The 15,082-nt window shown below is 47.7% G+C and carries 14 protein-coding genes and 1 pseudogene; 3 read left to right on the forward strand and 12 right to left on the reverse strand.

All coding sequences use genetic code 11. The features are described 5' to 3' along the window. Positions 1 to 212 precede the first annotated feature (212 nt). From BMX45_RS28440 to BMX45_RS28465, 6 genes are all read right to left on the reverse strand, one after another. Positions 213 to 1,340 (reverse strand): NAD(P)/FAD-dependent oxidoreductase, encoded by a 1,128-nt coding sequence (locus BMX45_RS28440; protein WP_090913891.1) that lies wholly within the window; start codon positions 1,338 to 1,340, stop codon positions 213 to 215. Between the two features lie 208 nt (positions 1,341 to 1,548). Further along, entirely contained in the window at positions 1,549 to 1,923 is a 375-nt protein-coding gene (locus tag BMX45_RS28445) for a VOC family protein (RefSeq protein ID WP_090913894.1), read from the reverse strand. 230 nt (positions 1,924 to 2,153) lie between these two features. Beyond that, on the reverse strand, positions 2,154 to 3,113 hold the full coding sequence (locus tag BMX45_RS28450; RefSeq protein WP_090913896.1) for a DUF5643 domain-containing protein: 960 nt from the start codon (positions 3,111 to 3,113) through the stop codon (positions 2,154 to 2,156). A gap of 43 nt (positions 3,114 to 3,156) precedes the next feature. Next, the gene (locus BMX45_RS28455; RefSeq protein ID WP_175495231.1) at positions 3,157 to 4,083 is read right to left on the reverse strand and encodes a DUF5643 domain-containing protein; all 927 of its coding nucleotides are present in this window, start codon (positions 4,081 to 4,083) and stop codon (positions 3,157 to 3,159) included. Between the two features lie 51 nt (positions 4,084 to 4,134). After that, a complete protein-coding gene (locus BMX45_RS28460) occupies positions 4,135 to 5,331 on the reverse strand; it encodes a DUF4179 domain-containing protein (protein ID WP_217648133.1) in 1,197 nt (398 codons plus the stop codon). A 1-nt stretch (position 5,332) separates the two neighbouring features. After that, a complete protein-coding gene (locus BMX45_RS28465; protein WP_175495232.1) occupies positions 5,333 to 5,887 on the reverse strand; it encodes a sigma-70 family RNA polymerase sigma factor in 555 nt (184 codons plus the stop codon). A gap of 100 nt (positions 5,888 to 5,987) precedes the next feature. Between BMX45_RS28465 and BMX45_RS28470 the strand changes: the two genes are divergently transcribed. Further along, entirely contained in the window at positions 5,988 to 6,839 is an 852-nt protein-coding gene (locus BMX45_RS28470) for a TetR/AcrR family transcriptional regulator (protein WP_254778345.1), read from the forward strand. 189 nt (positions 6,840 to 7,028) lie between these two features. Here BMX45_RS28470 and BMX45_RS28475 read toward each other — a convergent pair whose 3' ends face one another. Continuing rightward, complete coding sequence (locus tag BMX45_RS28475) at positions 7,029 to 8,525, reverse strand: Lsa family ABC-F type ribosomal protection protein (RefSeq protein ID WP_090913907.1); 1,497 nt, start codon at positions 8,523 to 8,525, stop codon at positions 7,029 to 7,031. Between the two features lie 491 nt (positions 8,526 to 9,016). Here BMX45_RS28475 and mscL point away from each other — a divergent pair, with 491 nt between their 5' ends. Then, on the forward strand, positions 9,017 to 9,415 hold the full coding sequence (gene mscL / locus BMX45_RS28480) for a large conductance mechanosensitive channel protein MscL (protein ID WP_015735016.1): 399 nt from the start codon (positions 9,017 to 9,019) through the stop codon (positions 9,413 to 9,415). A 333-nt stretch (positions 9,416 to 9,748) separates the two neighbouring features. Then, positions 9,749 to 10,068 (forward strand): annotated as a pseudogene (locus BMX45_RS28485) (OsmC family protein). A gap of 111 nt (positions 10,069 to 10,179) precedes the next feature. Here the strand turns inward: BMX45_RS28485 and BMX45_RS28490 are convergent. The 5 genes from BMX45_RS28490 to BMX45_RS28510 form a co-directional block, all read right to left on the reverse strand. Beyond that, on the reverse strand, positions 10,180 to 10,977 hold the full coding sequence (locus tag BMX45_RS28490) for a polysaccharide deacetylase family protein (protein ID WP_090913909.1): 798 nt from the start codon (positions 10,975 to 10,977) through the stop codon (positions 10,180 to 10,182). A gap of 90 nt (positions 10,978 to 11,067) precedes the next feature. Next, positions 11,068 to 11,613 carry a DinB family protein gene (locus tag BMX45_RS28495; protein WP_090913911.1) on the reverse strand — a complete coding sequence of 182 codons (546 nt, stop codon included), beginning with the start codon at positions 11,611 to 11,613 and terminating at the stop codon, positions 11,068 to 11,070. Between the two features lie 145 nt (positions 11,614 to 11,758). Then, positions 11,759 to 12,910, reverse strand: coding sequence for an NAD(P)/FAD-dependent oxidoreductase (locus BMX45_RS28500; RefSeq protein ID WP_090913913.1), 1,152 nt, complete (start codon positions 12,908 to 12,910; stop codon positions 11,759 to 11,761). A 59-nt stretch (positions 12,911 to 12,969) separates the two neighbouring features. Continuing rightward, positions 12,970 to 13,692, reverse strand: coding sequence for a methyltransferase domain-containing protein (locus BMX45_RS28505; protein WP_090913915.1), 723 nt, complete (start codon positions 13,690 to 13,692; stop codon positions 12,970 to 12,972). Continuing rightward, positions 13,679 to 14,836 carry a type III polyketide synthase gene (locus BMX45_RS28510; RefSeq protein ID WP_090913918.1) on the reverse strand — a complete coding sequence of 386 codons (1,158 nt, stop codon included), beginning with the start codon at positions 14,834 to 14,836 and terminating at the stop codon, positions 13,679 to 13,681. Before BMX45_RS28510 ends, BMX45_RS28505 begins: the two co-directional genes overlap by 14 nt. Between the last annotated feature and the right edge of the window lie 246 nt (positions 14,837 to 15,082).

A 15,082-nucleotide genomic window follows, 5' to 3' on the forward strand; every position in this document is an offset into this window, starting at 1 on the left:
ACAAAAACTAAACAACCTTAGTCCAATTGAGTACCGAACTAAGGTTGCTTAAGGCTGCTTTTTAAGGTTGTCTACTTGACAGGGTTAAGTTCATTTTCGCGGCTTTCTTTATATTCAAATTCAACCTCACTTCGTCCACATGTACACATGATCCCGTGACTGAAGATCCCGCTCACCAATTGCTTGCTCAGGATCGATTTGGCCGCCATGCTTCAGCGCTCTTCGATCGCTGTACGGATATCATAAGCATCGATGTCGATATCCAGTGGTATTCCAAGTGCCAATTTCGCCAATTGACAGCCGATAAAGGGGCCCATCGTCAGTCCGGACGCGCCCAGTCCGTTTGCCGTAATTAGGCCTTCCCAGCCAGGGACAGCACCCATTACCGGAAGAAATCCGGGAGTAAACGGACGAAACCCGACACGTACTTCCTGAAACGTGCTGTCAGCTAGGACCGGCGCCAAGGCCAATCCTTTATTCAGGATTTCCTGCATGCCGCCTGCTGTTATTCTCGTATCGTAGCCTTCGACTTCATTTTCGTGAGTCGCTCCGATCACAATCTTCTGGTTATCAAAAGAGAGTAAATATTGATCCGATGGCGGCATGACGACCGGCCAGGTGCCTGTATCTTGCTGGTCAGCCGCCTGCACATGCATGATTTGCGCTTTTTGAAAACGAACCTGAAAATGAATGCCTAGTGGCTGAAGCAATTGATTAGCCCATGCACCAGCACAAACAATGACTTCATCTGCTGCAAAGCTGCTTCCTCCGACAGCTGCTCCGGTTACACGATTTGCTTGATATAACAATGCGGCATCCCCGTTTATAAGCTTGGCCCCGTTCCTCTGAGCGGATCGAATCAGCGCATCGCGCAGTGCACGACCATCGACACGGGCGGCGCCGCTAATGTGAACGGAATGATAGCCATCTCGGAGCAATGGGAAATGCTCATGGGTTTCTTCCTCATTCAGCCGGGTTATCTCACCGATTTCCGGAGCATCCGCTTTTCTGTTATGGGCCCGTTCCTCCATCTTACTGATTTTGTTCACATCTTCATGAATGCTAAGGGCGCCGACTTGGGCGTATCCCGTTTCCGTCTCGCCCTCGCTGATCAGCTCGTTTATTAACTCGGGATAAAAGCGTGCGCCTGCTTTGGCCAATCGATACCATGCTTGATTCCGCCTTTGCGACAGCCAGGGACATATAATTCCTGCCGCGGCATCGGTAGCCTGCCCTTGATCTTTGCGGTCTATAACGAGGACTTCCGCTCCCATTTTGGCTAACTGAAAGGCGGTCGATGCCCCCAGAATTCCAGAGCCTATGACGATGACTTTCTTCATGTATGACATTCCCTTCCTCAAAGCACTGTATCCATTATAGCGAATGCAGGAAAAAAGTATAATGCACATCATCTCAGCGGTTTGAATCAGGCGGCTAAAGCATGTCAGCGGGAGCATTTCTTCCCTATAAAAGAAAATACGAAAAAGCCGCCAAATAGGCGACTTCACATCCATGTGATCTATGGTTGTTTTTACGGACCGGTTATTATTATTTTTCCATGACAGCAAAATAGTTTTCTTCATAGTCTGCAAAGTTGAACACTCTACCGGAAGGCATATTCACCACTTCGCCGACCGTGATATTGCAGCTGGTTAGATGGCTGTGCAGCGCATCGAAATCTTCGGTGATAAACATTAAAGAAGGTGTGCCCAAATGTAATCCCGGCGACATTTTGGCTACGAGCTCCTTATCATGCAGAATGATGGTTGTTTCTGTTTCCTTCGTAGGAGCAATTTCAATCCATCTCATTTCACCGTTATTCTCTTCTGATATGACTTGAAATCCTACCACTTCAGTCCAAAACTTTACGGCTTGATCCTGATTATTCACGTACACCATAATTTGACCAATTTTGCTAATCATCGATTGTCACACTCCCTCGTATAAGTAAATTAAATGTTAAAACCAGCTTGCTTCTATGACTTCCTTGTCTCTTCAGATCATAACATGCCAGATGCAAGTATATTTCTTATCAATTGCGAATTCAGGTTAATTATTGGTTGAATTTCGTAATTTAGAAAATATAAAAAGAAGTGCCCGCAGAAGTTTTGACGGGCACTTCTTCACTTGCTCCAAAATTGTAATCTAGTGAATTATTTAATAGGGATACTCACCTCAAGATCTTTCAAGTAATTTTTGACGATCTCTCCGTTCTTATCCAGTTTGAATTCGCCTGAAGCTGCATTGGGATCTTTGAATTCAGGTGTGAACGGCTTCATGATAATAGATTTTGCGCTCGCATCCGGAGCCTCCAGAATGAAGTCGTAATAGAAATCACCGTTCTTGTTGTTCTCATCGGTGCCTCTTCCCGATATTCGCTCCAGTTCATTACCTTGATCATCAAAGAAATCATACAGGATCGTTGAATCATGTCCGCCCTTCAGAACGAACTGAATTCGGGTGGAGTGAGCTGTTGAATGAACCTGCTTAAGCGTCAAGCGGAGATCATCCATTTTTTTAATTATGTTAGGCTGAAGAACAACCGGTTTGTTCACCATTTTTTGGATAGGAATCTCCAATGTGAACGGTTTTTGAACACCTTCCAGATGTATTTTAGCCGTTAACTTGAACTCGTCAGGAAAAGCTTCAAGATTACCTCCAAGCAGGGAAGCATCGCTCAGTATCATAATCGCATGATTCGCTTCTGTACCCGGTGATGTGCTTACGCTTGGTCTTTTCGACAAATCCCCTCCCGCAAATTCGTGTAAAGATTTACCGTCAATGAAGACGTCCATTTGGCGGATAGAACCTTTATCATGGATATATTCACCCATCTGCTCATCCCAATGGCCACCGGTTAAACTGCCGGAAAGTCCTTTACCGCTTCGCTGCAGTTCAACTTTAACATGGTTGCCGTCGTATAAAGATTTGGACACTCCAAGGGTAATCTCTTGTTGGGTATCGCTAACTACCTTGGATTCGTCTTGGACCATGCTGGACGCTTGAGGCTTTGTTGCCGTTATACTCGCCGCTTGAGCAGTTCCCCATACTGCTCCACCCAGAATCATACCTGTCAGTGCCACGGTACTCATTACTTTATACATTGTTTTCATGTTTTTTTCTCTCCATTCGATTTCTATTTTTTATGTTCGTTCGCTATTTAACCAAAAGGCGAATCTCAATATCTTTCATGTATTGTTTGATGATGTTGCCTTTGCTGTCCAACTTATATTGACCGGAGGTTTCATCTTTCAGCTCAGGCTTAAAGGGCTTTATGGTCAATGAGTTCACATTTTTGCCCAGCGCATCAAGGAGGATATCATAATAGTAATCACCTTTTTTATTATTCTCGTCGGACCCCCTGCCACTGATCATGTTAAGCTGTCTACCTTGATCATCCACAACATCAAAGGAAATCGAATCCTTGCCAGGACCTTTTAGGATGAGCTGTAATCTTGTCGAAGTAGTCGTAAGGGCAGCCTTGTTCAATGTCATGCTTAGACCATTCGATTTCTTGGTGACATTTGGCTTTAGAACGATCGGCTTACTTGAACCTTTTTTTATCGGAATATCCAACTTGAAGGGTTTGCTTACACCTTCAAGGGAAATTGTGGCATTGAGCTTAAATTTATCGGGAAAAGCCTTGATGTTTCCTCCAAGATGTGAAGCGTCCGTCAAGGTAATGATCGCTGTGTTCGGATCAGCGCCTGCTTGCCAGCTTAAACTTGGTTTTTGCGCCAGACTTCCGGTCTCATGGATTGATGTTCCTTCGATCAGGATGCTCATATTGCTGATGGAACCTTTCTCCATAATATATTCACCGGTCTTGCTATCCCGCTTCCCTTCCGTAATTCCACCAGTAAATCCTTTGCCACTCCGTTTGATCGTAATGCTGACATGGTTCCCGTCGTATACTGCCTTGGTTACCCGAAGAGTGATTCCGGATTGTGTAACAGTTATGGCTGAAGCAGCAGCCATTATCTGTGCAGAATTGCTGCTGACACTAGCCTTATCGGCGGCTGCGTCAGCATGACCCAAGACTGTTCCCCCAAGAAGCATCGCAGCGAGTGCTGCCGTAGACATGACTTTACATATTTTTTTCATAGGATCTCCTTGATATGTCTTTTTATATTTTTACCATTGAACGTCATAGAGCTTATCCAAACCGAGATGATCCACTGGAATGGTAATCTCCAATTCTTTCAGGTACGTCTTGACTATTTCTCCGGTACTATCGACTTTGTACAAGCCGCTGTTAGCTACGGGATCTTGAAAGACGGGCAGGAATGGCTTGATCGTTATGGATTCTGGCGCATCCTCAAACCGGTCAAACATCAACTCCAGCCGCTGTTGTTGTTGTCGATCATCCCGGTAGACTCCCTTCCCGGAAATCCGGCCGAGCTCTCTCCCCCGATCATCCCAAACCTCGAACAACAGATTATGCTCACCAAGCCCAAGCTCCCCTGACTTGTCCGTGCGTTCCAGATTCAAGATGAGATCTGTGGTGATTGGAGTGAACTTCAGCTGCTCCAGCGTAATTTGAAACCCGTTCCATTCTCTTGTTTCTCCAGACGAGACCGTAATTTGATCTGCATTTTTCCGAACAGGTACATTAAAGAAATAAGGGGCATCAATTCCTTCAAGCGTAATTTTGGCCGTCAACTGGAATTGATCCGGCAAGGATTGATTATGATTTTCTGAATGTGAAAAGCCTATGAGTTCGTACAGTACGACGTTGGGATCCGAAGTCGGCTTGCCAATCAGACCCGGTTTATCGCTTAGGCCGGGGTCATGGATGGAGGTGCCGTCTATGAGCATCTCCACATTGGTTATGGCTCCTCTTTGAAATCTAAGCGTTGTATCCATGTCCTCCTGGATAACTTCAACATCCGAAATCCCCCCGGTAAATCCTTCACCCTCCCGCTTCACCGCCAGGGACAAACGAGTCCCGTCATATACAACCTGCGGTATTCGAAGGGTCACACCTTGGTGCGTTACGCTAGCGTTCGGTTCAGCTGCCAAACCTCGCTCCCCCGCTGTTTGAAGCCCCAAATCATCGGCTAACCTGAAAATACTGCTGATCAGCGGAATTTTTTTTAGCGATTCTGCCATTACCGGTGATACGTAAGCACTGGTTATCACCGCAATCATGGCCGCCGCGGCCGTAGTTGCTACCATTCTGCGTATCTTAGTGGAACGATGTTGCTGATTCGATCTCGTTGACATCGGAAGATCTGTCAGAGAAGCGTAAACCTCATCCTGATGGCGGCGAATCATATCCGGAACCTCGCTCCGTGGCCCCTTCCCTATCTCCCGCAGTTCTTTATCCAAGTCAAAAGGATTCATAGGCCAGCTTCCCCTTCCGATTTTGTTTTACCTGGTCAAACAATATTCCCCGCGCTCTGTAAAGACGCGCCCTTACAGCACCATCCGTAATATCAAGCACACTTGCGATTTCCTTAATGGGCAAATCCTGAAAATAGAACAAGTGTATAACGATTCGAAGCGATTCATCTAAGCGTTCTACCGCTTCACGAAGATCCAGCTTGTGGCTGTCTTCATAATAATTGGATGTTCGTATGCGCTCAGGCACTTCTGCCATGACTACGGTACGCTCTCTGCTTCGAAGCAGCTGATTGCATTCATTGATCAGAATCCGAATCACCCAGGTTTTAAAGTACTTTGGTTTTTGTAATGTAGATAAAGATTTATATGCTTTAAGTGTTGTCTCCTGAAAAGCATCCGCACAATCTTCATCGCGTTTTAGAATGGAATTCGCCAAGCCGTACAGTTCGGGTTCCAGCCTCCGGAAGAGCCGGATAAACGCTTCACGATCTCCTAGCTGCGCTCTCTTGACTTCATGTTCCAATTCTCGCACGATATTCATCTCCTTTTGAGGGCCCTCTATAAGATTAGATGGACGAGCATACCAAAATGTTATATTTTTCGATAAAAAATTTGATGGATACCCGTTTGACACAAAGGCTATTCGTTCCTTTGCCGAAAAAGGATATCAGGCCACTTCGATTCAAGATATCGCGGATGATTGCAGCATCGCTAAAGGCTCAATCTATAAATATTTCGGTTCCAAAGAGGAGCTGTATATCCGAATTCTGGAGAAACGACAGCAAGATATGATTGATGCCGTAGAACAGATCCGCAAAAAAGGTTTATCCCGCAGGGAAACATTTATTGAGGAGATCGCTTACCAATTCGATTTTTTCATCGAGCATGGATATTATATTTCGCGTGATCACAACGAGCTCCCGCCGGCTAACAGTGACAAGATCGGTTCCGTCATTCATCAACTCCAGTTGAATATGTTTCGTTATTACCAAGATATTTTGCTCCGTCAGTACGGGGATTCGATAGCGGAATGGAAACGGGATGCTACTGCCGTCTTTAACGGATTGATCCGCGAGTATACCTTTCATGTCTTGTTTGGATTCAAGCCGCTCATTCAAAAGGAATTGGCTGTTTTCATTGCGGAGCGAATGGATGATCTTGTACTGGGGTTGGAAAAACGTGATCCCCGTCCCCTTCTCACCGACGAACTCATGAAGGAATATTCGATGATTGATCTAGAAGCACTTACCCATACGCAAGAAATTCGAAGAACGGCGTTGATGGATACGATCGAGTCGATTATCCCCGATATGTCCACTGCGAATTCTAGAAAAAATGACTTGTCTGAGGTAACGGCAATGCTGCGGGAAGAGTTCTCCGCAGAACGTCCTCGACCCTTTTTGATCCAAGCGCTGCTAAAGGATCTGTCTTCGGAGAACGAGCTGACTTTTTACACGGATCAGCTGCTCCAGTTGATTCGAGAAGGCAATTAAGGTAGAGTGCAATTGAAAGCAAGCGAGGCTGGGTTTCTGTAAGATTACCTAGATGATATAACAATAAAATGTTAAAAAAAGCTGCCGCTAATGTGCGGACAGCTTTTTTTTGAAATTTCCTATTTAAAGAACCATGGCCTAGCTACTCCATACTCCCGCTTCTTCCCGGGATAACCGCCTTGTTCTTTCTTATGCTTCTTGATTGCCTTCAAGCTCAACGATTTTCGTTGCGACATTTTCGCAAAATGCACGATCATGCTCCACAAACAGAATGGTCGGTGCATATTCCAGCAATAGCTCTTCAATTTGCATACGGGAAATAACGTCAATAAAATTTAGCGGTTCATCCCAAATATGCAAATGAGCCTGCTCACTAAGACTTTTGGCGATCAGGACCTTCTTCTTCTGTCCCCCGCTATAAGTCGAAATATCCTTTTCGAACTGGAGCCTCGAGAAATCGAGCTTCCGCAAGATGGATTTAAACAGGCTCTCGTCAATTCCGCTGCTGGTGGCATAATCCGACAAACTGCCCCGAAGATGGGACGTGTCCTGGGATACGTAGGATATTTTCAGCTGACGATCCCTGCTGAGATGTCCCGTGTACTGCAGATCTTCACCGCATATTAATTTTAGGATGCTGGACTTTCCTGAACCGTTTTTACCCGAAAGGGCAATTCGCTCCCCTTGTTCGATCGTGAAACTTACGTTCTCACACACCGTCTTGGAGCCATATGAGATCGATATATTCTCCAGCTCGGCCAGCTGCTTTTTGTGATACTCGAGCTGGGAAATCGCAAGACTCTCGGAGCTCTCGATATTTTTAAGGAGCTTCGATTTTTCTTCAATAGCGGATTGTTGCCGCTGCTCCAGGTTTTTGGAGCGTTTCATCATTTTGGCTGCCTTGTGGCCAATATAGCCTTTATCGACTTTGGAGCCGGAATTTCTGGTGCCGTTTTTCGTTTTTTCAACTTCATGCGACCAATTCCCCGTTCTTTTGGCAGAATCAGTTAATCGTTTAATGTCTTTCCTGAGTTTCTCGTCACTGGCAAGCTCAAATTGATCCTGTCGCTTTTTATTTTCCCACCATGCGGAGAAATTGCCCTTTTGAATCTCGATATTGGTTTTATTGATGGACAGGATGTGGTCGACACAGTCATCCAGGAATGCTCGATCGTGAGATACCAGAATGTACCCGCTTTTTTTGTTGAGATAGTCGCTGACCGATTTTCTCGCATGCATGTCAAGATGATTGGTCGGCTCGTCGATCAACAGGAAGCGGTTCTCTTTGGTAAAGAGCGCCGCCAACATCACTTTGGTTTGTTCTCCGTTCGACAATGATTCATAAGGCCGATACAGAACATCTTCCGATACCTTCAGCAAGTTAAGCTCGCGCACGATTTGCCAATGAACATACTCCGGATAAATCTCTTCGATTACATCCTGGGTAAGATATTCCTTGTGCTCGACTTGGTAAGGAAAATAGTCGAAGCTCACGGCGGACGAAATATTCCCGCTGTATTCATACTTGCCCTGCAGCAGGTTCAAGAACGTGGTTTTCCCTCTGCCGTTTCTTCCGGTAAATCCTAACTTCCAATCGGTATCGATTTGAAAGCTTACATTCTCGAATATAGGATCATAACTGCTTTCATAAGCAAAGGTTAGGTTCGTTACATTAATTAATGACATTTTACTCATTCCTCTATGGCGATATTTCAGAACGAAAAAAGCGCAGATAACACCAGATCCCCGGTGCTATCCACGCTAACGTTATCCTAGCTATACCATAAAGAAACCAAGCGATTGATCAAGTCATCGCTAAGCATGCCTGTATATGAATATAGAAGGATAAAGTTCCGGTATCTGATTGGTTATGGTGTGAACCTTGTCTAGTGTTCCCCGTTTCGACAGGTTCACATCAACATCTACAACCTCTAATTCAGTCATCGCTTTATCCCTCCTCTGTATGAACACCCATTATAGTCCGAATATAAAAAAACTTAACATGAAAACCTCCCATTGGTCAACCTGCTCGGGAGTCTCACCGAATCAATATCCGAACGAAGGCTCATGTATCATATCCGACTTTCCGATCTTGCGGAAATAGCGGGTTGCTGTTAGGATTATTCGAGTGGCAGCTAGCTGCCTAATCATATGGATCGAAAAGCAGGTGACCGATTATGAATTTGTTAAAAGAATTTAAAACCTTTGCACTCAAGGGTAATGTGCTGGATTTGGCCATCGGGGTGATCATAGGGGCAGCCTTCGGCAAGATCGTATCCTCGCTCGTGAGCGATATCATTATGCCGGTGATTGGCTTGCTTCTTGGCGGAGTGGATTTATCAGGGCTGAAGGCAACCATCGGGGACGCAACGCTGACATATGGAGTCTTCCTTCAAACCGTCGTGGATTTCCTGATCGTATCCTTCTCGATATTCATGTTCATCCGAACGCTCAACCGCTTCAAACGCAAAGAAGAGACCAAAGCCGAAGAACCGCCGGCTCCGTCGAAGGAAGAAGTTTTGTTGGCTGAAATTCGCGATTTGCTGAAACAGCAAAACCAGGCCTCCGAAAAATAATAGTTCCTTTAGAACGTGTTTTCAAGATGAAAACACGTTCTTTTTGTGATCCACTACGGATCACATGGCGATCCCGACCTTATATTATATTGACAGATCCGAAACACTAGAATTATAATTCATACTAACCCTACTAATATAGTATGTTTTAAAAAAACGGCAAATAACCGTCCAACCTTAGGCTGCCCGGAAAAGGAGAGATTCCACATGCCAAATGTTCAAACGTTTAAAGCTACCGCCCAATTGCAAGAAGGGGTAAAAGTCATAACGAAAGCAAGACAATTCGAGCTGGTCATCGATGAGCCTCAAAGTCTCGGCGGTACGGATACCGGAATGAATCCCGTCGAAGCCTTGCTTGCTTCCTTGGGTGCTTGCCAATCGATCGTGGCCCGCGTTTATGCGCCGAAATTCGATGTGGTGCTCGAGGATTTCAGGGTGACGTCGAAGGCGACTTGGATTTGGACGGATTTTTTAACCGCTCCGAGGTACGTCCCGGATACTCCGACATTCGATATACGTTTTACATCAAGACACCATCGCCCGCCGATAAGGTGGAGTCGTTCGTGGCATTCCTGGAGAGTAAATGCCCTGTGGGCGATACGATTGCCGCGCCAGTGAATCTTAAGCTGAATCGCATCGTCATCGAAAACTGAACTCATGTACATAGAGGGATGCAAGACCTGCACACAGCAGTGCAGTCCTGCATCCCTCTTTTTTTCTTATGCTTAAGAACTTGAGTCTACGCTGGGCTCCACCTTCCAAATCTACAAACGCGCTATCTGACCACCTTTGATCTCTAAAGGCTCGCCATCTGCGCTAATCCATACGTTTAAGGCACTGGGGTTATGGATCATCCGGCTATCTGCCGAGAAACGAAGTTGGTCCAAGGCACTGCAGTACGCGTAGATCTCGGCATTCGTGGCATACCAGATATCATTCCGGCCGCCGATCATGTCCCCGAACCGATCCACGAGATCCCAGTTTCGGTCGTTCTCGAACTCATAACTGTGGCCCCACACGTACAGGATGGCCATCCTGGAGAAAATCTGCTGCATATCCACGAACTTCTCCGCGTATTCCACCATTTCTTTATGATGACAAGTCGGATGCCAACGAAGCCAATCATCGGGCTTATGAAACGAGCCATGGCTGTTTACCGTGCGAGCGTATTCCATGCCGACATATCTTAAAAGGCCGATCACTTGTTCACTGTAAGTGCCGAACGGATAACTCATTCCCTTAATGGGGTAAAGAACCAAAGCTTCTAACGCTTTCCGGTCCTCTACGACCTGCTCCACCACTTGTTCGGTAGGTATTTGCTCCAGGAAGGGATGATCCACGGTATGCGCTGATACCTCATGCCCCCAGTACAAGGATGCGACCTCCGAAGGGTCGATGTATCCGTCTTTGCCAAGCGTTCCGCTGTTCAAATGAAACGTGCCCCGTATTCCGTATTCATTCAGCTTCTTGACCAATTTCCGATCATATTCGCGGCCATCATCAAAGCTAAGCGTCAGTGCCTTCTTGGCGCCATTCGGAAAACGGTCATATTGTATGCGCATTCAAGTTCCTCCCATTTAAGATATTGACTCGCATCATATCATATCCTATTAAGTTTCATTATACGATGTTTGACACCGGGGATACATCTATTATTTCCTGTTTACTGCGTATAGGAAGCGACCATAGCCGATCTCAGCCGCATTTTTCATCAGCTCGACATTAAGCCAGGCCGACAGCTTATGAAAGGGTTGATCCGTGAAGGGCCACTTGGTTCGTTCCGTCGAAAGAAAAGCATCGTCCGTCAACGCCGCCGCTTCACGTTCCCATCTCAGTCTCAAATCGTTCATCCGCTCTCTGGCCTCTTGAACGCTCCCAGCAGAATGGATATCGTTGCGGGTCATCGCCCCGTTTCCGAACGAATGGTTCAGCACCATCGTCCACCAATAGGTGATATGCCATGTCAGCCAGGATATGCTGGGCGGGCCGATGTCGTACTCCTCGGATTCCGGCCATTCCGCGCGCCAGATTCCGGATTCGCGATAAACATGAAGCCCCTTCGAGGCAGGCCGCCAAAAAAACTCCTCGTCTTGAAGGCCCGTGAGATGCAAATCAAGCAACTGCCAAGCGATTTGGAACTGGAAATCAAGGGTGTTTCGAAGGATACAAGGCGGGTTAGCCGTATTTTCGTCCTGCATATTACATCCCTCCGTTATCGATTAACTAAAATATAGACGTTATTTATATTCGTCTATTAATATAAGGATATAATAAGCGATTGTTTATCACCAGTCAATCCATGGATCTGAACATCAGCAAACAAAAAAGCCGCAAGGATGCGGCTTATCTGGTGCCCATGCCCGATTCGGATAATCGGGTGGCTTTGACGATATAGGAGGCCAGTCCGGGGATCATCCGGACGATGCCGGGATAGAAGCGATTGCTTTTGGCAAAAGCCAGATTCTGAATTCTTCTCGCCCTTCGAAGCAGCTGCGCAAAGGTGCGATTGGCTTCGTGCGTGTACTGATTTTGCCATTGAGCGAAGTTGATTACTCCGTTTAAATATTTGTCGGTCCAGCCGGAGCACAACAGAGATGAACGCAGGGCAACCGACATTCCGTCTCCGCAAAGCGGCGGAAGCATCAGCATGGCATCCCCGATGTGAGGATATTGCGACCACGGTTCCGGTCTGTCGGATAAACGAAGCGGGGCAATCGATACCTGGGTGCCTTCTATCGGCTCTCCTTCAGCCAACCGTTCAGTTAACCTGTTGTTCGAGCGCGATGCGGCTTTGAGAATTTCGGGTACCGATTTGCCGCTTCCTTGTACCGAATTCAAGGTCAGCAATGCAGCCACGTTGACCTTCCCATTCTCGACCGGCGATATCCCGACATAACCGCCCTCGCAAAAATACAACTCCACCCTGGAAGGCACAGTGATGCCGGCAAAGTGCGATTTAACACCGACATATACGGTATCATCGCGATATGTTTCGGCTGAAGCAACACCGCGCGGCTTTTTAGTGCCGTAGGCTCCAATGACGGCTCTTGCCTCATACTGAATCAGCTCGTTCCCTTGCCTCGTTTCGATTTCATATCGATGATCGCCCCGCTTCCGGATCTCGGTCACGGTAGACCCCGTTACGATTTCCGCACCCGCGCTTACAGCACTCTCATGCAATAGGCGATCCAGCTCATAACGGCTGATGCCGGTAGCCTTACCCGGTAACGGAGCGGTGATGACGCCGCCATGAGGCATCACGATAGAGGCATGATCCATCGCAGCGGGGTTCACCTCCTGGACTTGAAGATGGACACCCAGATATTCCAGCATCTCTCGGGTTTCTGGGGACATGAATTCGCCGCAGGTTTTGTGGCGCGGAAAGGATTGACGATCCAGCAGGATCGTACGATGCCCCTGCTTGGCAAGCTGCAGGGCACAGCTCGTGCCGGCAACTCCCGCGCCGATGACCATTACATCGGCTTGCTTTGACATATCTGAACACCCGCCTTTTAGCTTGCATGAAGAATTTAGCCATCGGTTTTGGCAGCCGATTATGGCTTCCTATCGTTTGGGATAACAACGGAATAGCGGAACAATGGCTTCCATCGATAGGTCAAAGTGGCGTGATTAAGCTGCTCTTTCAGCTCTCTCCAATCTCTCCCTTTAAACCCCTTGGCAACCGATAACGGCCCATCGTGACGAATATAACGATTGCGTGAGATGAGACGCGTTGTGATCCAGACGGCCGCGTAAGGCACAGGATGCCGATGGATATCGTTAATGACGACGCCATGAACGGAGGTTCGCAGCATATGCGACACGATCTCCATGAGCTGCTGTCCCTGAAAATGGTGGATGAACTGGGATCCGGTCACGATATCAGCTGACGCATCGGGCAGTTCCTTAACGTCCGCGCGGCGGACATGAACCCTCGGTTCATGACGAAACAGCCGTCTCGCCTCTTCGCAGGCTTCTTCCGTCACATCGACTAAGGTAATGCTCAGCTCCACGCCCATTTGATCTGACCATTGCAGCAGCTTCCGGTTCACATCGCCGGAACCCGCGCCAACATCCATGATGCTAAGGGTATACGGACAGCCGATCGATTTCCAGAGCTTCACCACGCCGTCCAAGGTCGGGCCCGGTGCCGCGAATATGCGATTCAACCGCCTTAAATGCCGGAGCGCTTCGCTCAGCTCTTCTCCGCCCATGGTGAAGTCATCCATAAGCTCATCTTCTTGTGCCCGGATGGACAGCGTTCTAAAGAAGGACATGGTCCTGCTCCTTAACCGATGGCGCATAAGCCTTCACATAGGCAAAACGCATAAGCTCCGCCGTTAAGCCAGGTCCGAAAGCCATGGCTACTCCTTCCGTCGAAGCTTCATCCCGTTCTTTCATCTTCTGGCGCATCGCGTTCAGCACGAACATAATCGTCACGGAGGAGAGATTGCCTGCCGTTCTTAGAATCTCCCGGCTGTATTGGGTTTGCTCGTCGGTCAAGCGCATGACTTCCTGCACTGAATCTACGATGCCCCGGCCGCCCGGATGGATCGCCCATAATTCCGGAAGCTTGTCGCCTCCCAGCAGAACACGAAGCTCATCCTCCAGATGGGTACCGAGCAATTTGGGAATACGAGGCGACAGGAAAAGATCAAAGCCCGTATTGCCTACCTCCCACGTCATATCCTCCGTTGAATCCGGGAGCAGGACGGAATATCCCGTGCCGAGCTCCATATAATGCCGATGCTCTGCTTCCGGCTGACCGATGACACAGGACGAGGCACCATCGCCGAAGAATGAAGCCGCAAACAATGCTTCCCTCTCCCGAACCGGCTGGAAGTGAAGCGTGCAAAGCTCCACGCACACGACCAGCACCTGGGAACCCGGCGCCCCGCTCACAACATCCCGCGCCATTTGGATTGCTTTAAGACCAGCGGCGCAGCCTTGGAAGATTAATGGCAAGCGATTGACCCGCGGAGAAAGCCCCAGCTTCCGGATCAACAGAACATCCATCCCCGGCTGGTATTGACCCGTGCAGCTGACCGTAATGAGATGCGTAATTCGATCCGGAGACATGCCGGCATCTTTCAATGCCTTCTCGGCGGCCTCCACGCCAAGCGGGAGGGCTTCTCTCTTATATGTATCCATACGCTCTTCGGTTGTCGGAATGACGGACGCGTCATGGGTATGCAAGTAGCGGCACTTCTCCAAGGGATCCAGATAGTTGGATTCGCAAGTATAACGAGTTTCGACACCGCAGGATCGAAATACTCTTCGGGCAAAGCGGGCCAGATCGGGTCTGTCTTCAAGCGTGGATGCAATTAATTCTGCGATATCCGACTGAGCTACGGAATGCACCGGCAATGCCGTGCCCATCCCAAGAATCGCGACATCGGATCTACCGTTTGTTTGCTTCATGCTCAAACCTCCTGCAGTCTTGGAATTATACATGATTACCCACCCCGGGGCTTTTTGAATTCGTTTAACTTCTATTTGAGGTTAGGATAACCCGAACATGGCAAATCATATCCAATTCAAACCAAATCACTTGTAAAATCGCATCCGCAAACCAAAAAAACCACGATTCACGTGGTTTTTCAGACTCGGCGATCCTTGTCATCAAAGGAAAAGCAATGGCTGTTGATCCTGAACGGATGAACGCAA

Source organism: Paenibacillus sp. cl141a, from assembly GCF_900109305.1.
GTDB classification, from domain to species: domain Bacteria; phylum Bacillota; class Bacilli; order Paenibacillales; family Paenibacillaceae; genus Paenibacillus_AQ; species Paenibacillus_AQ lautus_A.